The organism is Plantactinospora siamensis, from assembly GCF_042434095.1.
In the GTDB taxonomy this organism is placed as follows: Bacteria; Actinomycetota; Actinomycetes; order Mycobacteriales; family Micromonosporaceae; genus KBS50.
On record NZ_JBHLUE010000004.1, the window covers coordinates 153,566 to 177,239 of the forward strand.

The window sequence follows — 23,674 nt, forward strand, 5'->3', positions numbered from 1 at the left end:
ATGGATCTGCCGATCATGCCGCCCGTCGCCCCGATGCTCGCCAAGCCGGTCGGGGACATCCCGGGCGGGCAACTGTACGAGCCGAAGTGGGACGGGTTCCGGTCGATCATCTTCCGGGACGGCGACGAGGTCGAGATCGGCAGCCGGAACGAGCGGCCGATGACCCGGTACTTTCCCGAGGTCGTCCGGGCCGTGCTGGCCAACTTCCCGCCGCGGGCGGTCATCGACGGTGAGATCGTGGTGGCCGACACCGAGCGCAACACCCTGGACTTCGAGGCGCTGCAGCAGCGCATCCACCCGGCCGCCAGCCGGGTGAACCTGTTGGCCGAGCAGACCCCGGCCAGCTTCGTGGCGTTCGACGTGCTGGCGCTGCGCGACGACGACCTGACCGAGCGGCCGTTCGCCGAGCGGCGGAAGCTGCTGGAGACGGCGCTGTCGAAGGCCGAGCCCCCGGTCCACATCACCCCCATCACCGGTGACGAGGCCACGGCCCGCCGCTGGTTCGCCGAGTTCGAGGGCGCCGGCCTGGACGGGCTGATCGCCAAGAACCCGGACCTGACCTACCAGCCCGACAAGCGGGTGATGGCCAAGATCAAGCACAAGCGGACGGCCGACTGCGTGGTGGCCGGCTACCGGCTGCACAAGTCGGGCGAGGACCGGATCGGGTCGCTGCTGCTCGGCCTCTACGACGACCGGGACGTGCTGGTGTCGGTGGGCGTCATCGGGGCGTTCCCGATGGCCACCCGCAAGGAGCTGTTCGCCGAGTTGCAGCCGCTGGTCACCTCGTTCGAGGGGCACCCGTGGAACTGGGCGGCGCACGCCGGCGGCGAGCGGACCCCGCGGCGCAACGAGCAGAGCCGGTGGAACGCCGGCAAGGACCTCTCATTCGTGCCGTTACGGCCCGAACGCGTCGTCGAGGTGCGCTACGACTACATGGAGGGCGAACGGTTCCGGCACACCACCCAGTTCGAGCGCTGGCGCCCGGACCGGGAGCCGCGCTCCTGCACGTACGCCCAGCTCGAGCGCCCGGTGCGCTTCAACCTCGCAGACGTCCTCACCGCGCGGCCGGGGGTGTAAGGAAGGGCCCCTTGTTATCGCTTTCTGTATAGGCAGGGCCCCTTCTTAACGCGAGGTCTGTGCCGAGCCGGTGGGTGCGCCCGCCGGCGGGTGTGGTTGTCGGGACCGTGGCGCGGTGCGGCGGGTGTCGCGAGTGACCGGCGGTCGCGGGGCGCAACGTCCCGGATGTCGGGTTCGCGGTGTGACCGGCGGCATCCCCCGGCCGGAATCCGGGGCGGGCCGCCCGCGTTACATCCCCCGTACGACCGAGGACCGGCGCGGGTGACCCGCGCCGAGCCGCGCCCGGCGAGGCGCGGTGCCGCCGCACGCCAGCGGTGATCGGGTCCGTTCGCGGAATGCGGGTCGGGCCGCGGTCGTTGTGGGTCGGGTGCCCGGGGCAGGAGCCCCTCCCCCCGGAGCCCTCTTCCGGGCACCTCCCACCCTTACCGGCGCGCGCCGCGCATTGCAGGCGCGCCCGTGCGGTGCGCGTCGCTGGCGCGCCCATCCGGTGCGCCCAGTTGGCGCGCCATCCCCTTGCTTCGGGCGCCTGGGCGCCCGTCCCGCCGTCGCGTGCGGTCCCCCCTTGATGCGTGCGTGCCGGCCCAACCCCCAAGGAGTTCTCATGAAGTCGACGTTGATGCGTAAGACGGTTCTGTCGGTTGCTGGTGTGGCGTTCGCCGGTGGTCTGGTCGCCGGCCCGGTCACGGGCGCGATGGCCGCCGACACTCACAGCGCCAAGCCCGCCGCCGCGGCGGTGCAGACGGTCTCGGACGACAAGCCCGACGCGGGCAAGTTGTCGCCGCACGGCACCCAGGGTGCGCAGTCGCGGATCGACCTGTCGGATGAGCAGAAGGGCAACGCGAAGGCCATCGTGGCCGCGACCAAGGCCAACGGTCTGGATGAGCGGGCCGCGGTCATCTCGATCGCCACCGCGCTGCAGGAGTCGAAGCTGCAGAACCTGGGCAACCTCGGTGACGCCAACGACCACGACTCGCTGGGCCTGTTCCAGCAGCGCCCGACCTCCGGTTGGGGCTCGCCGGAACAGATCACCAACCCGCAGTACGCCACCACCGCCTTCCAGAAGGCCCTCAAGGACGTGCCGGGCTGGCAGGACATGCCGCTGACCGACGCCGCGCAGAAGGTCCAGGTCTCGGCCTACCCCGACGCCTACGCGAAGTGGGAGTCCCAGGCCGCCGACCTGACCGCCCAGTACTGGAACAGCTGACCCAAGCCACCACCCCACGCCGCTGGCCGGGCCCCCACACCGGGGACCCGGCCAGCGGCATCTCCCGGACCCGTTAACAGGGGACCCCTGCTCTACCGAAAGCGATAACAGGGGGCCCTTCCTTCGGGTCCGGGTCGGCCGGGGGGCGTAGCCTGAGCCACGAAGACGATCACCGGGGAAGGACGTCCGTGGACCGCTCTGCCCGTACCCTCGCCGCCCTCGCCGGCGTCCTCGCCGCGACGCTGCTGGTGGGCGGCTGCACGCTCCCGCCGTTCGCGCCGGACACCGGCGGCCACTCGGCCGCGGCCAAGCAGCCGCCCGGGGCGGCGAACTGGAACCCGTGCCCCGACACCCCGCGGGAGCTCACCCACCACAGCCCGCCGCCCAACATGCGGTACGACTGCGCCACGATCACCGTGCCCCGACAGTGGCCGACCGGCGCGACCCCGGGCGCCTCGATCAGCCCGGGTGGGGCCGGTCCCGCGGGGACCTTCGACATCGCCCTGATCCGGGCCAGGTCCACCCGGCAGTCGGACCGGATCGGATCCCTGGTGATCAACCCCGGCGGCCCGGGCGCGTCCGGCGTCGACACGGCCGTCTACCTGTCCTACGGCGCCGCGTTCGGAGGCCTGCCCGACGAGGTCACCCGGCGGTTCGACATCGTGGGCTTCGACCCACGTGGGGTCAAGCGGTCCAGCCCGGTCAAGTGCATCTCCGACGCCGACCTGGACGCCAACTTCGGCGCCGAGCCGGACCCGGAGACCCCGGCCGAGTTCGCGGACGTCGCGGCCCTGGCCAAGCGGATCTCGGCCGGCTGCGGCGCCAAGTACGGCGACCAGCTGTCCCTCTTCTCGACCGAGCAGGCGGCCCGAGACATCGACGCGGTCCGCAGCGCCGTCGGCGACCGGCAGCTCAGCTACCTCGGCTACTCGTACGGCACCCTGCTGGGGGCCACGTACGCCCAGCTCTTTCCGCGGAACGTCCGGGCCATGGTGCTGGACGGCGCCGTGGACCCGAAGCAGGACGCCGTCGCCGGCTCCGAGAGCCAGGCCAAGGGGTTCGAGAAGGCCTTCGACGACTTCGGCGCCTGGTGCACGGCCACCCCGGCCAAGTGTCCGATCGCTCCGGACGCCCGGGCCGCGGTGACCGCCGCCCTGGAGAAGGCGCGGGTGTCGCCCGCGCGCGGCAGTGACGGCCGGACCGCCACCCCCGGCTGGATCTTCTACGGGATCGTCTCGTCGCTGTACAGCGAGTCCGGGTGGGAGCAGCTGGCCAACGCCGTGAAGCAGCTCGAGGGCGGCGATCCGAGCCAGATCTTCCAGCTCGCCGACCAGTACGCCGAGCGGGATCCGAACGGTCACTACTCGAACCAGTTCGACGCCAACCTCGTGGTGGGCTGCGCCGACGAGGCGAAGCGGCCGACGGCCGACCAGGCCCGCACCCTGCTCGGGCAGTGGCGCACCAAGTATCCGCTGTTCGGGCCACCGCTGGCCGCCGGCCTGTTGACCTGTGCCAACTGGCCCGCGCCGGCCGACCCGTACCCGACCGGCAAGGCCGACGGTTCGGCCCCGATCCTCGTGGTCGGTACGACCGGCGACCCGGCCACCCCGTACGAGCAGACCCAGCGGCTGGCCGACATGCTCGGCGTGGGCCGGGTGCTCACCTGGGAGGGCGAGGGGCACACGGCGTACCCGCAGACCACCTGCATCGCCGACGCGGTGGACGGCTACCTGGTGAACGGCACCCTGCCACCGGAGGGCAAGCGCTGCCCTGGCCGCTGACCGGGCCGCGGGACCGGACTGCGTGACCCGACCGCGGGACCGGACCGCCGGCCCGGCCGCGGGACCGGACCACTGACCCGGCCGCGGGACCGGGCCGCGGGACCGGCCGGCGGCGGCGGTAGCCTGCCCTGGTGATCTTCCGTACCGCTGTCCGCGCCGACCTGCCGGCGATCCTTGAGCTGCTGGTCGCGGACCAGCTCGGCCGCGCCCGGGACCGGGCGGTGGTGGACGAGACGTACGAGCAGGCGTTCGCGGCCATCGACGCGGACCCGCGCAACGAGCTGATCGTCGGCGACGACGACGGCACGGTGGTCGCCTGCATGCAGCTGACGTACATCCCCGGGCTGAGCCGGCACGGCGCCGAACGGCTGCAGGTGGAGGCGGTGCGGGTACGCGCGGACCGCCGCGGTCAGCGGATCGGCGAGCGCATGATGGCCTGGGCCATCGACCGGGCCCGCGACCGCGGCTGCGCGATGGCGCAGCTGACCACCGACAAGTCGCGGGCCGACGCGCACCGGTTCTACCTGCGGCTGGGCTTCGTGGCCAGTCACGAGGGCATGAAGCTGGCCCTCTGATCACCGGCGCGGGGTGCAGTCCTCGACCAGCAGCCCGTACCGGAGCGCGCGGACCCGGTGATCGCCACGAGCGCCGGGGCGTGGGTGGCCACCGGCGCCGTCATGGCGCGGCGGGCGGCGGTTGCCGCCCGTTACATGATCGTTATGGGCCGTCCGGCCCTTCGCCGCCCCCCACCGGCCGCGCCGACCGGCTATCTTGAGCGGCGCAACCGGTCGGCACGGGTCGACCGGACTGCCAGCGCCGCGGGTCGCGGCAGCCGGGGGAGCTGGAGGGCCTTGATGGACACACGGTTGATCGGCCGGAACGTGGTCGTGCTGGCGGCCGGCGCCGCGCTGCTGGCCGGCTGCGGCGGCACGAACGGCGCCGGGGCGGGGACCTCGGCCCCGCCCGCGTCGGCGTCGACCGCTCCGGAACCGTCGGCCTCGCCGACCCCCTCCGACAACGGGGTGGCCGCGCTCGCCCCGGCCGCGATCGTCGACCGCGCGAAGGCCGCGCTCAAGAACGCCAAGTCCTTCCGGATGTCGGGCACGACCAAGGAGGACGGGCAGAAGTTCACGCTGGATTTCAAGATCAGCGGTGCCAACCTCGTCGGCGACATGACGATCGGCAAGGGGAAGGTCCAGCTGCTACGCGTCGGCAAGAAGGGCTACATGAAGCCCGACGCGGCGTTCTGGAGGATGTCCGCCGGCACGCACGCCAACGCCATCGTCGAACTGGTCGGCGACCGGTGGGTCCTCGTGCCGGCGGGTGACAAGGATTTCGCCAGCATGTTCGGCGCGGCCGACGTCAACGAGCTGTTGAAGCCCGACGGCAAGGTCACCAAGGGACAGCCCAAGGACATCAACGGCACGCCGGCCATCGGCCTGGTCGACCACGCCAAGAGCGGCGGCACGCTGTACGTGGCCACGGTGGGCGAGCCGTACCCGGTGCGGATCCAGGGCAAGACGGCGGCCGACGGTGGCATCAACTTCAGTGACTTCGGCGCGACCTTCAGCGAGATCAAGCCGCCGGCCGCGGCCGACGTCGTGGACCTGTCCAAGATCCACTGAGCACCGGTCGGCCGTTCGCAGCGATCAGCCGATCCCGACTCATCGCTCACCCCGGGAGCCGCCCGCTCCCGGGGCGCCCTCCCCGGCGGAGCTGACCGATCAGCCGCCGAGGCCGGCGGAGCTGACGCGCGGTCAGCGCGGCCGGTCGCGGTCCTTGGAGGGCTGCACCCGCTTCGGCTCGCCGGGCATCTTCGGGTGATCCGGCGGGTACGGCAGGTCGCCCGCGCCGTCCCGCTCGTCCCGGGCCGCCCACTCCAGCAGCGGCGTGAGGTCCCATGGGTCGTCGTCGATGCCGGCGTGCGGATCGGCGCCGGCGGCCAGCCGCGCCGGGACGGTCCGCAGGTCGAAGTCGTCGGGCTCCACCTCGGCGAGTTCGGCCCAGGTCACCGGGGTGGAGACGGTGGCCCGGGCGTTGGCCCGCAGCGAGTACGCGCAGGCGATGGTCCGGTCCCGGGCCATCTGGTTGTAGTCGACGAACACGCGTTCGCCGCGTTCCTCCTTCCACCACGCGGTGGTGACCAGCTCGGGGCGCCGCCGCTCCAGCTCCCGGGCCAGCGCGATCAGCGCCCGGCGCGCCTGCACGAAGCTCCAGCGCGGCTGGATCCGCAGGTAGACGTGCACGCCACGGCCGCCGGAGGTCTTCGGCCATCCGGTCACGCCCAGCTCGTCGAGCACCGCGCGCAGCTCCCCGGCGGCCTCGACCGCGGTGCCGAAGTCGGTCCCGGGCTGCGGGTCGAGGTCGATCCGCAGCTCGTCAGGCTGGTCCGGGTGATCCGCCCGGACGGGCCACGGGTGGAAGGCCACCGTGCCCATCTGGGCCGCCCAGGCCACGTGCGCGAGATCGGCCGGACAGAGCTCTTCGGCCGTCCGGCCGCTCGGGAAGGTGATCTCGGCGGTCCGCAGCCACGGCGGTACGCCGCGGGTGGGCACCCGCTTCTGGAAGAACGTCTCCCCGCCCAGCCCCTCGGGGAAGCGCTGCAGGGTGGTCGGCCGGTCCCGCAGGGCGCGCAGGATCCCGTCACCGGCGGCCAGGTAGTAGTCGAAGACGTCCTTCTTGGTGAACCCACGGTCCGGGAACATCACCCGGTCCGGGCTGCTGAGGCGTACCGGATGTCCCGCCACCTCGATCTCGACGGGCTTTGCCTTGGCGGTGCCGACCATGCCGTAAGACGATAGGCCACCGGCGGTCCCGCCGGGGTCACCCGAGCGGACTCCAGCTCCGGTGGGTCTCCCACAGGTGCTGGATCAGGAACAGCTTCCGCTCGAAGCGGGGATCCCCGGCCAGCAGGTCGCCGTCGTACGGCGCGGGCAACCGCCGGATCGCCTCGTCGCCGGCGTACACCACCACCACGGTGCGCCGGCGCCGGCGCTCGGCACGGATGTCGGTCACCCGTTCCCAGGGCACCGGACCGGACCGCCGGACTCCATTCGCGCTCAGCCCCGCCGAGTTGACGCACGCGGCGGCCCGCCAGCGTGCCAGCCCCGAGCCGACTGCCACCAGCGGGGCCGCCGCGCCGGCCAGGCCGGCGGCGACCGCCGGGGTGATCCGGAAGCCGGCGCCGGCGCCGACCCGCGGCCGGAGGGCGCCGAACAGCGCGGCCGCCAGCAGCAGCCCGACCAGCGCCACCAGCCCGGTGGCCACGGCATGCACCACGATCTGCCGCCAGGTGGGTCGGAACATCGCCAGCACCGCCGTGTGGTGCCGGCCCCGATAATCCCCACCCGACCGGGTGGCCGCCCGCATAACTTGTCAACGACCGCCCCTCGTGGTGGTAATCGTCACATGCTCGCAATGGTCGCCGCCGTACTCTTGAGCGGTGGCTGTGAACAAGAGCGAGCTGCCCAGCAGCGAGGACGAATGGCGGGTCCGGCTCTCCCCCGAGGAGTTCCGGGTCCTCCGCGAGGCCGGCACCGAACGCCCGTGGACCGGCGAGTACGTCGAGACGAAGATCCCCGGCGTCTACCACTGCCGCGCCTGCGGCGCCGAGCTGTTCGCCAGCGACACGAAGTTCGACTCCCACTGCGGCTGGCCCAGCTTCGACAAGGCGCTGCCCGGGGCCATCCGCTATATCGAGGACCGGTCGCACGGCATGGTGCGGACGGAGGTCCGCTGCGCCACCTGCGACTCCCACCTGGGACACCGCTTCGACGGCGAGGGCTACACGCCAACCGACGCCCGATACTGCATCAACTCCGTGTCGATGCGGCTGGAGCCGGCCACCGACGCGGGTTGACGGGGCCGGCGGCCGGCGTCACAGCAGCAGCCGACCGCCGTGCTGGTCGATGGCGTCGGCCTGCTCGTCGTCGAGCCACACTCCCCCGTCGGCCAGGTAGCGGAACCGGTGCTCGCCCGGCCCGAGCCGCACCGAGACGCTCCGGCTGCCGTCCCGGCGAAGCACCAACTCGTGCCGGCCGGGCTCCCAGTCGTTGAAGCTGCCGACCACGCTCACCGGCCCGACCGGGGCGCTGCCCTTGGGCAGGAAGAACGTGACCCGGGTCTGGTTGCCGAAGAGCCTGCTGCGCTTGATCATGGCGATCCTCCTGAGCAGCGCGCCCGCGCCGCGGGCGGCGGCCGCACCGCGCTGTCGTCGCGGCGCGCTCGCGCGGGCGGGTGGGGTTCGATGCTGAGCTTCGCCCCCCGGAGGCGGATCATGGCGAACCGACACACACCCAGTTTTTCCCTCGGTTCCGACATTCCGGTTGCCGCCCCCGCCCGCTCCGCGCAGGCTGGTGGTGAGATGTCCGCGTACGAGGAGATTTGTGCCATGGCGACCTGCGAGGTCTGCGGCAACGACTACTGGATGGCCTTCGAGGTCCGGACCGTGAGCGGGGACGTGCACACGTTCGACTCGTTCGAATGCGCCATCCACAAGCTCGCGCCGGTCTGCGAGCACTGCGACGTGAAGATCGCCGGGCACGGCGTCGAGGTGAACGGCCGGTTCTTCTGCTGCGGCCACTGCGCCCGCTCGGTGGAAACCAGCCAGGGCGCCGAGATCCGGGACGCCGTTGGCGCCCGCCCCGCCTGAGCCCCGCCGGCCCGGCCGGCATGACCCGGTCCGGGCCGCATGACCCGGTCCGGGCCGCATGACCCGGTCCGGGCCGCATGACCCGGTCCGGCCGCCGCACTACCATCGCTGGAATGCCGCTGGAAGCCCACCTCGCCGGGTTCGCCCAACTCGACGCCCGCACGCTCTACGACCTGCTGCGGTTGCGCGTGGACGTGTTCGTGGTGGAGCAGGAGTGCGCCTATCCGGAGCTCGACGGGCGCGACCTGGAGCCGGACACCCGGCACCTGTGGCTGACCCGGGACGGCGAGCCGGTGGCGTACCTGCGGGTGCTGGCCGAGCCGGACGGTGGCCGGCGGATCGGCCGGGTGGTGGTGGCCCGCACGGCCCGCGGCGGCGGCCTGGCCGGCCGGTTGCTCACCGAGGCGCTGACCCTGGTCGGCGACCGCGCCTGCGTGCTGTCCGCCCAGTCGCACCTGGTCGCCCTCTATGCCCGGCACGGGTTCGTGCCGGTCGGCGCCGAGTATCTCGAGGACGGCATCCCGCATGTGCCGATGCGCAGGGCCGGTCACACCTCCACGTAGCCGCCGATCCGCCAGTAGAGGCCGTCCGCCCGGTCCAGCAGCCGTTCGTCGACGAGATACCGCCGCAGTGCCACCCAGTCCGCCGGGTAGATCGCGCGCAGCTTGAGGTTCACCTCCGACTCCGGATAGCGCACCCCCGGTTCGAAGAACGTGACGATGTGCTCCAGCAGCACCCGACGCTTTCCGGCCCGGGCCGGCATGCTCACCAGCCGACCGTCGGGGAGGAACGTCCGCAGCACGCGATCCCGGTCGACACTCATTCCCGCACCGTACCGGTGGCCGCAAGCCGGTATCCGCGGCCGCGAGCCGCCGCCAACCGCCGCTGCGAGCCGGTAGCGGCGGCCGCGACCCGGTAGCCGCTCAGCCTCGGGCGAACGCGGCGATGAGCGCGGCCGATTCCAATTCGGAGAGCGACAACCGGACGAGCTCCGCCCAGATGGCCGCGTGCCGGGCCACGTCCCCGGGCCGGTCCAGGTAGAGGGCGCCGGTGGGGCCGTCCCGGTGCACCACGCCGGACCGGCCGGGCGGTCCGGCGAAGTCGAGCAGGGTGAAGTCGCCGGCGGCCGGATGCGGTCCGGCGCGCAGCGTCAGCACCCGGAGCCGCACGGCGGGCCGCTGGGCCAGCCGGGCAAGGCGGACCAGCTGCGCTGCCGTGGCCCCGGCGACCGGGCGGCGCAGCACCGGCTCACCGAGGATGAACTCGGCGGGCGGGAGCCGACCGGACCGCCGGGCGAGGATCCGCTGCCGCCGCCCGGCGTCGGCCGCCCAGCGGGCTCGCCGGTCGGCCGGCCAGTCCGGGCGCTGGACCCGGAGCACCTCGGCCGCGTAGTCCGGCGTGCGCAGCAGCGCCGGCACCAGCTCGGCCGCGTAGCAGCGCAGCCGGACCGCCTCGGCCTCCAGCGCGGGGTAGGGGTCGAGCCCGTCCGGCGGGATCTCGTCGTCGGCCCGCCACCACCCGGCCGCCGGCGCCTGCCGGGCCAGGGCCAGCAACGGCCCGGTCACCTCCGCCGGGGCCCGGTAGTACGCGCACAGCCGGTGCACGTCGGTCGGGCGGACCGGGCCGACGCCACGCTCTATCCGCCACAGCTTCTGCCGCGAACACCCGACGGCGTCGCTCACGGCGCGCATCGACAGGTTGCCGCGGTCGCGCAGCTGTTGCAGGCAGCGACCCAGCTGTCGCCGCGGCACGGTCGAGACCGGCTGGTCCATCGGGCGATCCCCCTCGCACTCCCGGACCCGGGCCGCGCCGCGAGCCGCCACGGACCGCTGCCGGCGCCGCGACGGCCGGCGGACACGGCCGGGTCGACTGCGCCGACGCTATGGACCGGCACCGGCCCCGGGGAGGGGCCAGCACGGGAGGGGGCCAGCTACGGGAGCGCGGTGATCAGCTCGGCGACCGAGCGGCGCCGGCCGGTGTAGAACGGGACCTCCTCGCGCACGTGCCGGCGGGCCCGGGAGGCGCGCAGGTCACGCATCAGGTCGACGATCCGGTGCAGCTCGTCGGCCTCGAACGCGAGCATCCACTCGTAGTCGCCGAGCGCGAACGAGGCCACCGTGTTGGCCCGGACGTCCGGGTACCCGCGGGCCAGCCGGCCGTGCTCGGCCAGCATCTCCCGGCGCTCGGCGTCGGGCAGCAGGTACCACTCGTACGAGCGGACGAACGGGTAGACGCACAGGTAGGCGCGGGCCTCCTCGCCGGCCAGGAAGGCCGGGATGTGGCTCTTGTTGAACTCGGCAGGGCGGTGCAGCGCCAGCTGCGACCACACCGGCGCCAGGTTCCGGCCGAACTGGGTACGCCGCAGCCGGCCGTACGCCTCCTGCAGGGCGTCGCTGGACGACGAGTGCCACCAGATCATCAGGTCAGCGTCGGCGCGCAGCCCGGACACGTCGTACGTCCCGCGCACCGTCACGTCCTTGCCGGCCAGCTCCTCGACCAGCGACTCGACCTCGCCGACGAGCCCGTCCCGCAGCGCCGGCAGCGGGTTGCACACCCGGAACACCGACCACATCGTGTACCGGATGGTGTCGTTCAGCTCGCGCAGCCGCGCCGCGTTGGTCTGGCCGGCAGCGCCGGTGTCTTCCGCGGTCATGCCACAACCTCCAGGGCCTTGAGAATCTCTTCCGCGCCCGCCTCGCCGGAGCGGACGCACGCCGGGATGCCGACGCCGTCGTAACCGGCGCCGGCCAGGACGAGGGTGGGCGCCGCCGACCGCAGGGCGGCGCGCGCGGCGGCCACCTCGGCGAGGTGACCCGGCGGGTACTGCGGCAGCGCCCCACCCCAGCGCTGCAGGTGGCTGTCGACCGGCGCGGGCAGCGGCGCGCCGATCAGCTCCGCCAGCTCGCGGTGCGCGGTGGCCACCAGCTCGTCGTCCGGCCGCCGCAGCCGGTCGGACTCGCCGTACCGGCCCAGCGACGCGCGGACCAGCACGATGCCGTCCGGGCGGGCCAGGTGGCCCCACTTGGTGGTCACGAAGGTGGCGGCCTTCACCAGCGTGCCGGCCTCGGCCGGCACCAGGAAGCCGGAGAGACCCGGCAGGTCCGGCGCCGGCAGCGCCAGCGTGACCAGGGCGACGCTGGCGTAGTCCAGCCGGCCCACCCGGTCGGCCGCTGCCGGGTGCACCCCGGCCAGCAGCCGGGCGGCCGGTCGGGCCGGCAGGGCGAGCAGCACGGCGTCGGCCTCGACCAGCTCCGGCGCCGGGACGGGCCCGAGGACCAGCCGCCAGCCGGTGGGGGTGCGGCTCAGCTCCCGGACGCACGCGCCGAGCCGCACCTGCGCGCGGCTGGCCGCCGCAGCCGCCGCCACGAGCCGGCCGAGCCCGCCGGTGACGGTGGCGAAGATCGGCGCGCCGGGCCGGCGCGGCGCCGCGGCCTGGGCCGCGCGCACAGCGCCGACCAGGGTGTGTTCGGTACGGGCGGTCCGGGCCAGCGCCGGCATGGTGGCGGCCAGCGAGAGCTGGTCGGCGCGGCCCGCGTACACGCCGCCAAGCATCGGGTCGACCAGCCGGTCCACCACCTGGTCGCCCAGCCGCCGCCGGACCAGCTCGCCCACCGCCACGTCGGCGTCCGGCGCCAGCAGCGGCCGGCCCGCGTCCCGGTCGGCGTCCGCGGCCGGCCGGGCGACCGAGGCCACCGCGGCCAGATCCCCCGGTACGCCCACCAGCGTGCCGCCCGGCACCGGGCGCAGCTCGCCACCGAGCGCCAGCGCGGCCCGGCCGCTGGTCGGGTGCACCAGATCGGCGCCCAGGCCGGCCCGCCGGGCCAGCTCGACGGCGCCGGAGTCGGCGCCGGCGGAGTCGCGGAGCAGGAACGACTCGGCGCCCAGCTCCACGATCGAGCCGGCCAGGCTGCCCGTGCGCAGCTTGCCGCCGAGGGCGCCGGACTGCTCGTACACGGTGATCTCGGTGCCGGCCGGCGCCCGGTCCCGCAGCCGGACCGCGGCGGCCAGCCCGGTGATGCCGCCGCCCACCACCGCGATCCGCAGCCCGGCCCGCATGGTCAGCGCGCCGACGCGGCGTGCACCAGCTCGACCACCCGGGTCAGCACCTCCGGGTCGGTCTCCGGCAGCACGCCGTGTCCCAGGTTGAAGATGTGGCCGGGCGCGGCCAGTCCCTCGGCGAGGATCCGGCGCACCTCGGCCTCGATCACCGGCCAGGGCGCGAACAGCACGGCCGGGTCGAGGTTGCCCTGCACCGCCTTGTCGGCGCCGATCCGGACGGTGGCAGCGTCCAGCGGGGTACGCCAGTCCACCCCCACCACATCGGCGCCGGCCTCCCCCATGGCCGGCAGCAGCTCGGCGGTGCCCACCCCGAAGTGGATGCGCGGGATGCCGGCGTCGGCGAGGCCGTCCAGCACCGCCGTCGAGTGCGGCAGCACGAAGCGCCGGTAGTCGGCCTCGGACAGGGCGCCGGCCCAGGAGTCGAAGAGCTGCACGGCCGCGACGCCGGCCCGGGCCTGGATCCGCAGGAACTCGCCGGTGATCCCGGCCAGCCGGGCGCAGAGCGCGTGCCAGGTGTCGGGGTCGCCGTACATGAGGGCCTTGGTCCGGGCGTGCGTGCGCGACGGCCCGCCCTCGACCAGATAACTGGCCAGCGTGAAGGGCGCGCCGGCGAAGCCGATCAGCGGGGTGTCGCCCAGCTCGGCCACCAGCATCCGGATGGCCTCGTCCACGTACGTCACGTCGTCGAGGCCGATCGGGCGCAGCCGCTCGACGTCCGCGGCCGTCCGGATCGGCTCGGCCACCACCGGGCCGGTGCCCGGGACGATGTCCAGGTCCACCCCGGCGGCCGCCACCGGAACGACGATGTCGCTGAACAGGATGGCGGCGTCCACGCCGTGCCGGCGGACGGGCTGGAGCGTGATTTCGGTCACCAGCTCCGGCCGGCGGCACGACTCCAACATCGGCACACCGGCCCGGATCTCCCGGTACTCCGGCAGCGACCGGCCCGCCTGGCGCATGAACCAGACCGGAGTATGCGGTACCGGTTCGCCCCGGGCGGCCCGGACCAGCACCGAATCCGGCCGGCCGGGCCCGCCGGCGACATCTCCCGGGCCGGCGGCCCCGGTCGTGTCGGTGGGAACGGTCGCCCTGGCAGGGCCGCCCGTGCCGGTCCCGGCGGGGCCGGCCGGGCCCGGTCCGGGGTTCCCGGTGCTCGCGTCGCCGTCCTGGGCCGCGCCGCCCGTGGTCTTCGTGCTCATCGGCGCCATGGTGCCACGCGGCGCGCCCGCACCGACGGCCACGGCCCGGATTTGTGACGCCGTCGGCGCTCGGACCCGCCGGCCACGCCCCGCGGGCGCCCCCCGGGCCCCCTCGGGCGCCCGGCGCGCCGAGGGTGACGCCGGGCGGGATCGGCATAGGCTGCGTGCATGGCACCCCCGACCGCGCTCCCGGAGCTGTTCGCCCGCGCGGTGGCCGGACTGCGTGCGGTGGCGCCGCGGCCGGAGATCCAGATCGAGGAGGTCGGCGCGCCGCAGCGGCTCGCCCCGTACGCCTTCGCGCTCAGCGCCGCCGTGCTGCGCGACGGCGACGAGGTGGCCAGCGGTCGGCTCATCCTGCTGCACGACCCGGCCGGGCACGAGGCGTGGCAGGGCACGTTACGGCTGGTCACCTACGTCACGGCCGACCTCGAGGTGGATCTCGCCGCCGATCCGTTGCTGCCCGGCGTGGGCTGGACCTGGCTCACCGACGCCCTGGAGGCGCACGGCGCGACGCACCGGGCGCTGGGCGGGACGGTGACGCAGACGCTCTCGACCCGGTTCGGCGACCTCGCCGGACCGCCGGCCGCCGGGGACGTGGAGCTGCGCGCCTCGTGGACGCCGGTGAGCCAGGACTTCTCCGCCCACCTGCTGGCCTGGTGCGCGCTGCTGGCCTCCACCGCCGGGTTGCCGCCGCCCGGGGTGAGCGCCCTCCCGGAACGCCGGCCCGCCGGCGCCACCTGACCCGAGACCCCGCGGGAACGGCGGGTCGGCGTCGCCGGCGGCGACGCCGACCGACCATCAGTTCACGTAGTTGTCGGCCTCGTCGCAGGGCTTCGCGGCGGCCTTGATGGCCTTGTCGAACGCCGATTTCGTCCGCGCCTCGAAGACGTGGGTCAGCAGGTCGAGGCACTTGGCCACGACCTCCTTCTGCCGCTGCTGCTCGTCCCGGTCGTTGCGGGTGCCGGACAGGTCCTGCTCCGCCTTCTTCAGCCGGTCGTTGGTCGCCTGGAGGTCGCTCCTGAGCCCCTCGAGCTCCTTGTCCCGGGCGGCCACGGTCCGCTCGGACTTCGACAGCTCGCTCGAGCGCATCGCGAACAGCCCCGACATCACGCCGCCGAGGACGAACAGCGCCACGACGGCCAGCACCAGCGCCAGCAGCCGGACATCACGCCGCCGGGCCGGTGGCGTCGCGGGTGGGTACGGGACCCCGGCGCCCGTAACCGGGTACGCCTGGGCCGGCGCGGACACCGGGTAGGTCGGCGCGGACACCGGGTAGGGCGGACCGGACTGCGGCGGGTAGGTCCCGCCCGCGGCGGGCGCGGCGCCCGCGGCGCCCGCGGCGGGCTGCGAACCCTCGAATCCGGCCGGCGCGGCGAGCCCGGGCCAGTTGGGAACCGTGGCTGGTTGCGACGGCGGGTAGCCGCCCACCGGCCGCGGGCCGTAGTCACCGGTCGAGCGCTGTTCCGGATAGCCGCCGCCGGTCGGCCGCTGTTCCGGATAGCCGCCGCCGGGCGGCCGCTGTTCCGGATAGCCGCCGCCGGTCGGCCGCTGTTCCGGATAGCCGGCGGCGGGCGGCCGCTGTTCCGGCTGGCCGGCGGACGGCTGCGGGTAACCCGCCAGCGGCGCGAAGCCGCCGCCGGTCGGCCGCTGTTCCGGCTGGCTGGCGGGCGGCCGCGGGTAATCCGGCGGCGTCGCGAAGCCGCGGGCGGCCGGCCGCTGTTCGGGCTGGCCAACGGGCGGCTGCGGGTAGCCCCGCGACGACGCGAAGCCGGCGGCGGTCGGCCGCTCGGCGGGTGCGCCGCCGGACTCGTCCGGCACCCCCTGGTGGAGGGTCGGCTCGTCTGGATGGTGGGGTGGGTAGGACATGGGTTCTCCCGAGGGGATTGCCGGGACGTACGGGCCCGGAGACTGCTCAGCAGATGGCGAATCCCGTGCAGGCGACCTTGATCGGGATCGCCAGACCGATTCCCTCCGCGTCGCGGGCCTTGGCGGTGGCGATGCCCACGACCTGCTTGGCGCCGTTGATCACCGGCCCGCCGGAGTTGCCGGGGTTGATCGGAGCGTCGAACTGGATCATCGGTCCACCGTCCGCGTTCGCCTTCCGGGTGGCGCTGACCACCCCGGTGGTGACCGTGTCGGTCAGCCCCAGCGGCGCGCCGACGACCACCACCTGCTGTCCGGGCCGCGCCTCGGCGCCCGCCACGCCGAGCCCGGTGAAGGACGCGGTCGTCCGCAGTTGGGCAAGGTCGTTCTTCTTGTCGACCCGGACGATCGTGGCCGGAAACCGCTGGTCGGTGTGCTCGATGTCCACCCGGCGGCCACCGCCCTGCCAGACGGACTCGACGACGTGGAAGTTCGTCAGGAGGTTGCTGCCGCCGCCGGCGGCCGGCTTGCCCACCGCGAAGGCCGTCCCGATGAACCGACCCGCCCGCACCCGGAACACGCTGGGCAGCACCTGGCTCGCCACCGCCTCCGGCTGGAACGCCGAACCCGCCTGCTTCTCCAGCGCGCCGGTGCGGCCTTCGAGGTCCGTCGTCCGCCGGTCGCCGGCGTCGGTCCGCTCCGCCAGCCGGCGTTCGGTGCGGTCCAGCCGGGCGCCGAGGCGGTACAACTGCGCCGCCTCCGCCACGGAGGTAACCAGCAGGACCGCGAGGAGCGCCATCAGCACGGTGCGCACGCGGGACCGCGGCTCGGGCGCCGTTGCGCCGGCCGGTGGCTGCCCCGGCCAGCCCTCCGCCGGCGGAGGTGGGGTCGACAGCCCGGCCGGCGGGTGCGTGCCGACCGGCGGGTACGCCGCCGACGGACCGGCCGGTGGGAACGCGGCCGACAACCTGGCCGGCGGGTACGAGGTCGACGGCCCGGCCGGCGGGTACGCGGCCGGCGACCCGACGGGCGGGTGCGTGCCGGCCGGCGGGTACGCGGTCGACAGGCCGACGGGCGGGTACGTGCCGGCCGGCGGGGCGGTCGGCCGCGGATCCGGGTCCGGCGCCTCGCCGGCCCAGCGCTGCCGCGGCGGGGCGAACGAGCCGGCGTACGCGGAGCCGGGCGCGGCCGGATGGGGGCTGTCCCATCCGTCCGGGTCATGATTCGACGCCACCGATGTCCTCCCCCGTACCGGCTTTCGGGCTCAGCTTCGCACGAGGGGACAAATTACGGAGCCCCCGCCCCGGACCGAAGCTTCTCGGCCGTTCGGCGGCATCCCGGCCCGGGAGCCGTCCCCGGGAACCACGTGCCGCGGGGCGACGCGCCCGGGCGGGCCTGCGTGGGCTCGCCGCGCCGGGACGACTAGGGTTGTCAGGTGACCGACGACGAACCACCCCTGCGCCGTCGGGCCGCGCACAGCCGAGCAGGGGACGAGCCGTACCCGACGCCGGCGCCCGCGCCGGAAGCCACGGTGAGCCCCGAGCCGACCGTTCCGGGGCCCGTGCCACTGCTCACCCCTCGCGAGGGCACCCCGCAGCCCGTGACCACGGCCGGCGGCCTCGCCGAGGTCGTCGCCCGGTTCGCCGCCGGCACCGGTCCGGTGGCGTTGGACGCCGAGCGCGCCTCCGGCTACCGCTACAGCCAGCGGGCCTACCTCGTGCAGCTCCGCCGTGCCGGCTCCGGCACCGCCCTGATCGACCCGCTGCCACTGGCCGACCTGGCCCCGCTCGACGCCGTGATCGGCACGGCCGAGTGGGTGCTGCATGCCGCCAGCCAGGACCTGCCCTGCCTGGCGGAGGTGGGCCTGCGACCGCGGCGGCTGTTCGACACCGAGCTGGCGGCCCGGCTGGCCGGCTTCGAGCGGGTCGGCCTGGCCGCGCTCACCGAGCAGCTGCTGGGCTACACCCTGGAGAAGCATCACTCGGCGGCCGACTGGTCCACCAGGCCGCTGCCCGAGTCGTGGCTCACCTACGCCGCGCTCGACGTGGAGATGCTCACCGACCTGCGCGACGCGCTCGCCGCCGAGCTGGAGCGGCAGGGCAAGGACAAGTGGGCGGCCGAGGAGTTCGCGGCGCTGGTGGCGGCCGGCGCCCGGCCGCCGCGCCAGCGCGTCGACCCGTGGCGGCGTACCTCCGGGATCCACCGGGTCCGCGGCGCCCGGGCCCAGGCCCGGGTGCGTTCGCTCTGGTACGCCCGGGACGCGATCGCGGCGCGCCGCGACTCGGCGCCGGGCCGGGTGCTGCCGGACGCGGCGATCATCGCGGCCGCCGAGCTGGACCCGCAGGACGAGCGGACCCTGCTGACCCTGCCCGGGTTCGGCGGCCGCTCGGTCCGCCGGTTGGCTCGGACCTGGCTGGAGGCGCTGGCCGAGGCCCGCCGGCTGCCCGACGAGGAGCTGCCGGTGACCCCGGCGGTGGAGGGCCCGCCGCCGCCACATCGGTGGGCGGAGCGGGACCCGGTGGCCGCGGCGCGCCTGGCGCGCTGCCGGGCGGTGGTGACGACGACCGCCGGCGAGCACAACCTGCCGCCGGAAAATCTGATCAGCCCCGACTCGATCCGCCGGCTGGCCTGGACGCCGCCGGCGGAGGTGAGCGCCGCGACCGTCACGGAGACGCTGCGCGGTCTCGGCGCCCGCGACTGGCAGATCGGCCTGATCGCCGACGACCTGGCCGCCGCCCTCCCCGACACCGCCTGAGCCGCGCCGATATGCGATGCGATCGTGGACGGAGGTCAGTATGGGCAGGTCAGATCCCGCTCTTCCCGACCACCCACCGTTTCGACCGCGTCGGACGGTCGAAGAACTTCTAGCCGCCAAGAACACTCAGCCAATTCGCTCGGTCAGCGAACTCGCGGCCGACACATTCGAGTCGGATGAGGAATTGGAGCAGTTCCTGGCCTTCACTCACGCCGAGCGCCGTCGCGACGCTGCCTGATTCCGCTGCCCTGCCGCTAGCCACGCTGAACCTCAAGGACTACGAGGATTTCCGCACCCACCATGGCTTACGCATCCTCGGCAGTTCTTGACTCGACTGAAGTCAGTGCGTGCGGCGGGCTCAGGCGCCGTCCGGGGTGAGGGTTCGGGCCTCTACCAGTACGTCGGGGATCGAGTAGCTGGGACCGGGTGGGGTGGCGGCGGTCAGCCGGGCGTCCCGGACGGCCGCCCAGCGCAGCGCGTCGCGGATGCCGTCGACGAGGCTCAGCTCGGGGCGCCAGTCCAGCCGGGCCAGCGCCCGGTCGGTGCGGGTGTAGCAGCCGGCCTGGTCGCCCGGGCGGGGCCCGGTCTCGCGTACCCGCGGCGGATGGTCCACGACGGACCGGAAGGCGGCGACCAGCTCGCGCACGGTGGTGCCCACGCCGGTCCCGAGGTTGATCGCCGCCGTGCCACCGCGTGCCGACGGAACCATGCCGCCGGGCGACGTCGGGGCCGTGCCGTCGGGCGGCGGCAGGATGTCGTCGAACCGCAGCAGGGCCCGGACGTGCGCCCGGGCCAGGTCCCACACGTGGATGTAGTCCCGGATCCCGGTCCCGTCCCGGGTGGGCCAGTCGACCCCGGTGATCATGAAGTCGCCGCCGGTGGTCCAGGCCTCGATGAGCCGGCCGAGCGCGTGGCTGGGCCGGTCGGCGGCCAGCCCGGTGCGCAGCAGGGGGTCGGCGCCGATCGGGTTGAAGTAGCGCAGCGACACCGCCCGCAGGCCGGTGGCGGCCGCCGTGTCGGCGATGATCTGCTCCAGCATGGCCTTGGTCCGGGCGTACGGGCTGCCGGGCCGGATCGGTGACTCCTCGTCGATCCAGAGGTCGGGGCCCGGCGCGTAGATGGCCGCCGAGGAGCTGAACAGCAGCCGCCCGCAGCCGTTCCGGATCAGGTGCCCGAGGAAGTCCACCGACTTGGCCACGTTCTCCCGGTAGTAGCGCAGGGGCGCCTCGACCGATTCGGGCACCACCACGAGGGCCGCGGCGTGCACCGCGGCGGCGATGTCCGGGTGCTCGGCGAAGATCCGGTCCAGCAGCGGCCCGTCCGCGATGTCGCCGTGGTAGAAGCTCCGGTCACGGACGAACTCGGGCCGTCCCGTGCTGAGATTGTCCAGGATCACCGGGTGCAGCCCGGCGTCCAGGCAGGCCGAGGCGACGGTGCTGCCGATGAAGCCGGCGCCGCCGGCGATCAGGATCCGCACGCGCACCTCCGGCTCGGGTCAGCGCTGACCGGAGGGGCGATCGGCACAAATCGGACCGATCGTAACCGCTGTGGCCCGCACCACAGGAGGGGTTCTGCCACATTTAGTTACCGACGAGTAGCATCCGAGGGACAGCTAGAGCGGCCGCTCTGACCGGCAAGGAGGCTCACAAGTGCCCCGTGAAGTCCGGGATGTCGTCTTCGTCGACGGCGTCCGCACTCCGTTCGGCAAGGCGGGTGGCATGTACGCCAACACCCGCGCCGACGACCTCGTCATCCGCTGCATCCGGGAGCTGCTGCGCCGCAACCCGCAGCTGCCGCCCGAGCGGGTGGAGGAGGTCGCCATCGCCGCCACGACGCAGATCGGCGACCAGGGCCTGACCATCGGCCGCACCGCGGCGCTGCTGGCCGGCCTGCCCAAGACGGTGCCCGGCTTCGCGATCGACCGGATGTGCGCGGGCGCGATGACCGCGGTCACCACGGTGGCCGGCGGGATCGCCATGGGCGCGTACGACGTGGCCATCGCGGGCGGCGTGGAGCACATGGGTCGGCACCCGATGGGTGAGGGCGTCGACCCGAACCCGCGGATCCTGGCCGAGAAGCTGGTCGACCCGTCGGCGCTGGTCATGGGCGCCACGGCGGAGAACCTGCACGACCGGGTGCCGGGGGTCACCAAGCAGCGCACCGACGCGTTCGCGCTGGCCAGCCAGCAGAAGACCGCCAAGGCGTACGCCAACGGCAAGCTGCAGCCCGACCTGGTGCCCGTGGCGGTGCGCGACCCGGAGACCGGCTGGGGGCTCGCCACCGTCGACGAGGCGCCCCGGGACACCTCGCTGGAGAAACTCGCCACCCTCAAGACCCCGTTCCGGCCGCACGGCAAGGTCACCGCCGGCAACGCGGCCGGGCTGAACGACGGGGCCACGGCCGCGCTGATGATGGCCGAGGACACCGCCCGGGAGCTCGGCCTCCCGGTCGCCATGCGGCTCGTCTCGTACGGCTTCGTGGGCGTCGAGCCGGAGGTGATGGGCGTCGGGCCGATCCCGTCCACCGAGAAGGCGCTGCGGATCGCCGGCCTGTCCATCGAGGACATCGGCCTGTTCGAGCTGAACGAGGCGTTCGCCGTGCAGGTGCTCGCGTTCCTCGACCACTTCGGCATCGCCGACGACGATGAGCGGGTCAACCCGTGGGGCGGCGCCATCGCCGTCGGCCACCCGCTCGCCTCGTCGGGCGTACGGCTGATGACCCAGCTGGCCCGGCAGTTCGCCGAGCACCCCGAGGTGCGCTACGGGCTGACGGCCATGTGCATCGGCATCGGCATGGGCGGCACGGTCATCTGGGAGAACCCGAACTGGAGCGGCTCGGAGGCCACGGCATGAGCGACATCTCCTTCCCCAACGAGGTGGTCACCCGGTCGCTGCTGCGGCTGGTCACCGTGCCCGGTGTGGACCGGCCGGCCGCGCTGATCACCCTGGACAACGGGCTGGACCACACCAAGCCGAACACCTTCGGTCCGGGCGGGCTCACCAGCCTGGACGCCGCGCTCGACGAGGCGTTCGCGGCGAAGCCGGCGTTCATCGCGGTCACCGGCAAGCCGTACATCTTCTGTGTCGGCGCCGACATCACCGGCCTGCCGCTGCTGCCGGACCGCGACGCGGCGCTGGCGGTCGGCCGGCTCGGCCACCGGGTCTTCGCCCGGCTCAAGGACAGCGAGATCCCGACCTTCGCCTTCGTCAACGGCGCGGCCATGGGCGGCGGCCTGGAGCTGGCGCTGCACTGCCACTACCGGACCCTGTCCGGCGGCGCCGCGGCGCTGGCGCTGCCCGAGGTGTCGCTGGGGCTGGTGCCCGGCTGGGGCGGCACCCAACTGCTGCCCAACCTGATCGGCATCCCGGCCGCCACCCAGGTCATCCTGCAGAACCCGCTGATGCAGAACCGGATGCTGAAGCCGAAGCAGGCGGCCGAGATGGGCATCGCCGACGTGCTGCTGGAGCCGGCCGACTTCCTGGAGCGGTCGCTCGAGTGGGCCGCCGGCGTGCTGCGCGGCGAGACCACCGTGAACCGGCCCGAGGTGGACCGGGACATGTGGGCCGGGGTGCTCTACTTCGCCCGGCAGACGCTCGACCAGCGGCTGCACGGCGCGGTTCCGGCCGCCTACAAGGCGCTCGACCTGCTGGAGACGGCCAAGGACGCCGACTTCGCGGCCGGCACGGCGGCCGAGGACGAGGCGCTGGCCGACCTCGTGTTCAGCGAGGAGCTGCGCAGCGGCCTGTACGCCTTCGACCTGGTGCAGCGCCGGGCCAAGCGCCCGGCCGGCGCGCCGGACCGGGGCCTGGCCCGCGAGGTCACCAAGGTGGGCATCGTGGGCGCCGGCCTGATGGCCAGCCAGCTCGCCCTGCTGTTCGCCCGGCGGCTCCAGGTGCCGGTGGTGCTGACCGACCTGGACCAGGCCCGGGTGGACAAGGGCGTGGCGTACGTGCACACCGAGATCGAGAAGGCCGTCGGCAAGGGCCGGATGGACAAGGGCACGGCCGCCAAGCTGTACGGCCTGGTCTCCGGCTCGGTCGACAAGGCGGCGTTCTCGGATGCCGACTTCGTCATCGAGGCGGTCTTCGAAGACCTCGACGTCAAGAAGCAGGTCTGGGCCGAGCTGGAAAAGATCGTCTCCCCCGAGGCGGTGCTGGCCACCAACACCTCGTCGCTGTCGGTGACGGCGATGGCCGCCGACCTCGAGCACCCGGAGCGGGTGGTGGGCTTCCACTTCTTCAACCCGGTCGCCGTGCTGCCGCTGCTGGAGATCGTCCGCGGCGAGCGGACCGACGACGCCACCCTGGCCACCGCCTTCGCGGTGGGCCGGCAGCTCAAGAAGTCCTGCGTACTGGTCTCCGACGCCCCGGCGTTCGTGGTGAACCGGCTGCTCACCCGGTTCCTCGGCGAGATCTTCGCGGCGGTCGACGCCGGCACCCCGCCGGAGCTGGCCGACTCCGCGCTGGACCCGCTCGGCCTGCCGATGCGCCCCCTCGCGCTGCTCCAGCTGGTGGGGCCGGCGGTGGCGCACCACGTGGGCGGCACGCTGCACGCCGCGTTCCCGGACCGGTTCGGGGTGAGCGACAACCTGCGCCGGATCGCCGAGTCCGGTCGGCCCGTCGTGGTGGACGACCAGATCAACCCCGAGGTGGTCGCGCTGCTCCAGGTGGGCGACCAGCCACTGACCGCCGAGCAGGTACGCCAGCGGGCGCTCGACGCGCTGGCGAGCGAGGTACGGCTGATGCTCGACGAGGGCGTCGTGGCCGAGCCGCAGGACATCGACCTGTGCATGATCCTCGGCGCGGGCTGGCCGTTCCATCTCGGCGGCGTCACGCCGTACCTGGACCGCACCGGCACGTCGGAGCGGGTCACCGGCGCCCGGTTCCTCCCGCTCGGCGCGGCCAGCCTGCCCGCCTGAGCCGGAAGGAAGGGCCCCTTCTTATCGCTTTTTGTATAGGAAGGGGCCCTTCCTAACGCTCGGGGCCGGGGCGCCGCGGGGCGGCGCGGGCTCGCGGCGCGGGCGGGGCGGCGCGGGCTCGCGGCGCGGGCGAGGCGGCGCGGCGCGGGTGGCGGCGCGGCACGGGG

Annotated in this window: 23 protein-coding genes; 12 read left to right on the forward strand and 11 right to left on the reverse strand. The window is 74.2% G+C overall.

Going from position 1 to position 23,674, the window contains the following annotated elements; translation table 11 throughout:
• The 5 genes from ACFFHU_RS05630 to ACFFHU_RS05650 all read left to right on the forward strand — a co-directional run bounded on the left by ACFFHU_RS05630 (position 1) and on the right by ACFFHU_RS05650 (position 5,687).
• A complete protein-coding gene (locus tag ACFFHU_RS05630; RefSeq protein WP_377336415.1) occupies positions 1-1,077 on the forward strand; it encodes an ATP-dependent DNA ligase in 1,077 nt (358 codons plus the stop codon).
• Between the two features lie 601 nt (positions 1,078-1,678).
• The gene (locus tag ACFFHU_RS05635) at positions 1,679-2,281 is read left to right on the forward strand and encodes a hypothetical protein (protein ID WP_377336417.1); all 603 of its coding nucleotides are present in this window, start codon (positions 1,679-1,681) and stop codon (positions 2,279-2,281) included.
• Between the two features lie 188 nt (positions 2,282-2,469).
• Positions 2,470-4,062 carry an alpha/beta hydrolase gene (locus ACFFHU_RS05640; RefSeq protein ID WP_377336419.1) on the forward strand — a complete coding sequence of 531 codons (1,593 nt, stop codon included), beginning with the start codon at positions 2,470-2,472 and terminating at the stop codon, positions 4,060-4,062.
• Between the two features lie 131 nt (positions 4,063-4,193).
• The gene (locus ACFFHU_RS05645) at positions 4,194-4,637 is read left to right on the forward strand and encodes a GNAT family N-acetyltransferase (RefSeq protein ID WP_377336421.1); all 444 of its coding nucleotides are present in this window, start codon (positions 4,194-4,196) and stop codon (positions 4,635-4,637) included.
• Between the two features lie 279 nt (positions 4,638-4,916).
• Positions 4,917-5,687: a hypothetical protein gene (locus ACFFHU_RS05650; protein WP_377336423.1), complete on the forward strand. Its 771-nt coding sequence runs from the start codon at positions 4,917-4,919 to the stop codon at positions 5,685-5,687.
• Positions 5,688-5,819: 132 nt separating this feature from the next.
• On the opposite strand, the gene ligD is transcribed toward ACFFHU_RS05650, so the two are convergent.
• Positions 5,820-6,848, reverse strand: a complete 1,029-nt coding sequence (gene ligD / locus ACFFHU_RS05655; protein ID WP_377336425.1) for a non-homologous end-joining DNA ligase — start codon at positions 6,846-6,848, stop codon at positions 5,820-5,822.
• A gap of 37 nt (positions 6,849-6,885) precedes the next feature.
• Complete coding sequence (locus ACFFHU_RS05660; protein ID WP_377336427.1) at positions 6,886-7,368, reverse strand: hypothetical protein; 483 nt, start codon at positions 7,366-7,368, stop codon at positions 6,886-6,888.
• A gap of 136 nt (positions 7,369-7,504) precedes the next feature.
• Between ACFFHU_RS05660 and msrB the strand changes: the two genes are divergently transcribed.
• The gene (gene msrB, locus ACFFHU_RS05665) at positions 7,505-7,921 is read left to right on the forward strand and encodes a peptide-methionine (R)-S-oxide reductase MsrB (protein WP_377336430.1); all 417 of its coding nucleotides are present in this window, start codon (positions 7,505-7,507) and stop codon (positions 7,919-7,921) included.
• An 18-nt stretch (positions 7,922-7,939) separates the two neighbouring features.
• On the opposite strand, the gene ACFFHU_RS05670 is transcribed toward msrB, so the two are convergent.
• Positions 7,940-8,218: an isoamylase early set domain-containing protein gene (locus ACFFHU_RS05670; RefSeq protein WP_377336432.1), complete on the reverse strand. Its 279-nt coding sequence runs from the start codon at positions 8,216-8,218 to the stop codon at positions 7,940-7,942.
• A 234-nt stretch (positions 8,219-8,452) separates the two neighbouring features.
• Here ACFFHU_RS05670 and ACFFHU_RS05675 point away from each other — a divergent pair, with 234 nt between their 5' ends.
• On the forward strand, positions 8,453-8,713 hold the full coding sequence (locus ACFFHU_RS05675; protein ID WP_377337246.1) for a metallothionein: 261 nt from the start codon (positions 8,453-8,455) through the stop codon (positions 8,711-8,713).
• Between the two features lie 113 nt (positions 8,714-8,826).
• The gene (locus ACFFHU_RS05680; RefSeq protein WP_377336434.1) at positions 8,827-9,276 is read left to right on the forward strand and encodes a GNAT family N-acetyltransferase; all 450 of its coding nucleotides are present in this window, start codon (positions 8,827-8,829) and stop codon (positions 9,274-9,276) included.
• Here ACFFHU_RS05680 and ACFFHU_RS05685 read toward each other — a convergent pair.
• The 5 genes from ACFFHU_RS05685 to hemE all read right to left on the reverse strand — a co-directional run bounded on the left by ACFFHU_RS05685 (position 9,261) and on the right by hemE (position 13,971).
• Positions 9,261-9,536 carry a DUF2087 domain-containing protein gene (locus tag ACFFHU_RS05685; RefSeq protein ID WP_377336436.1) on the reverse strand — a complete coding sequence of 92 codons (276 nt, stop codon included), beginning with the start codon at positions 9,534-9,536 and terminating at the stop codon, positions 9,261-9,263. The genes ACFFHU_RS05680 and ACFFHU_RS05685 overlap by 16 nt on opposite strands.
• Positions 9,537-9,636: 100 nt before the next feature.
• A complete protein-coding gene (locus ACFFHU_RS05690) occupies positions 9,637-10,485 on the reverse strand; it encodes a helix-turn-helix domain-containing protein (RefSeq protein WP_377336438.1) in 849 nt (282 codons plus the stop codon).
• A 158-nt stretch (positions 10,486-10,643) separates the two neighbouring features.
• A complete protein-coding gene (gene hemQ, locus ACFFHU_RS05695) occupies positions 10,644-11,366 on the reverse strand; it encodes a hydrogen peroxide-dependent heme synthase (RefSeq protein WP_377336440.1) in 723 nt (240 codons plus the stop codon).
• The gene (gene hemG / locus ACFFHU_RS05700) at positions 11,363-12,769 is read right to left on the reverse strand and encodes a protoporphyrinogen oxidase (protein ID WP_377336442.1); all 1,407 of its coding nucleotides are present in this window, start codon (positions 12,767-12,769) and stop codon (positions 11,363-11,365) included. Before hemG ends, hemQ begins: the two co-directional genes overlap by 4 nt.
• Positions 12,770-12,771: 2 nt before the next feature.
• Positions 12,772-13,971 carry a uroporphyrinogen decarboxylase gene (gene hemE / locus ACFFHU_RS05705; protein ID WP_377336444.1) on the reverse strand — a complete coding sequence of 400 codons (1,200 nt, stop codon included), beginning with the start codon at positions 13,969-13,971 and terminating at the stop codon, positions 12,772-12,774.
• Positions 13,972-14,139: 168 nt separating this feature from the next.
• On the opposite strand from hemE, the gene ACFFHU_RS05710 reads away from it, so the two are divergent.
• Positions 14,140-14,712, forward strand: a complete 573-nt coding sequence (locus ACFFHU_RS05710) for a DUF3000 domain-containing protein (protein WP_377336446.1) — start codon at positions 14,140-14,142, stop codon at positions 14,710-14,712.
• A 57-nt stretch (positions 14,713-14,769) separates the two neighbouring features.
• Here the strand turns inward: ACFFHU_RS05710 and ACFFHU_RS05715 are convergent, their stop codons facing one another.
• Positions 14,770-15,837: a hypothetical protein gene (locus tag ACFFHU_RS05715; protein WP_377336448.1), complete on the reverse strand. Its 1,068-nt coding sequence runs from the start codon at positions 15,835-15,837 to the stop codon at positions 14,770-14,772.
• Positions 15,838-15,883: 46 nt separating this feature from the next.
• Positions 15,884-17,068 carry a trypsin-like peptidase domain-containing protein gene (locus tag ACFFHU_RS05720; protein WP_377336450.1) on the reverse strand — a complete coding sequence of 395 codons (1,185 nt, stop codon included), beginning with the start codon at positions 17,066-17,068 and terminating at the stop codon, positions 15,884-15,886.
• A 297-nt stretch (positions 17,069-17,365) separates the two neighbouring features.
• Between ACFFHU_RS05720 and ACFFHU_RS05725 the strand changes: the two genes are divergently transcribed.
• Entirely contained in the window at positions 17,366-18,589 is a 1,224-nt protein-coding gene (locus tag ACFFHU_RS05725) for a ribonuclease D (RefSeq protein ID WP_377337247.1), read from the forward strand.
• A 358-nt stretch (positions 18,590-18,947) separates the two neighbouring features.
• On the opposite strand, the gene ACFFHU_RS05730 is transcribed toward ACFFHU_RS05725, so the two are convergent.
• Positions 18,948-20,066, reverse strand: coding sequence for an NAD-dependent epimerase/dehydratase family protein (locus ACFFHU_RS05730; RefSeq protein ID WP_377336453.1), 1,119 nt, complete (start codon positions 20,064-20,066; stop codon positions 18,948-18,950).
• A gap of 172 nt (positions 20,067-20,238) precedes the next feature.
• Between ACFFHU_RS05730 and ACFFHU_RS05735 the strand changes: the two genes are divergently transcribed.
• Complete coding sequence (locus ACFFHU_RS05735) at positions 20,239-21,441, forward strand: thiolase family protein (RefSeq protein ID WP_377336455.1); 1,203 nt, start codon at positions 20,239-20,241, stop codon at positions 21,439-21,441.
• Positions 21,438-23,507 (forward strand): 3-hydroxyacyl-CoA dehydrogenase NAD-binding domain-containing protein, encoded by a 2,070-nt coding sequence (locus tag ACFFHU_RS05740; protein WP_377336457.1) that lies wholly within the window; start codon positions 21,438-21,440, stop codon positions 23,505-23,507. Before ACFFHU_RS05735 ends, ACFFHU_RS05740 begins: the two co-directional genes overlap by 4 nt.
• Positions 23,508-23,674 lie beyond the last annotated feature (167 nt).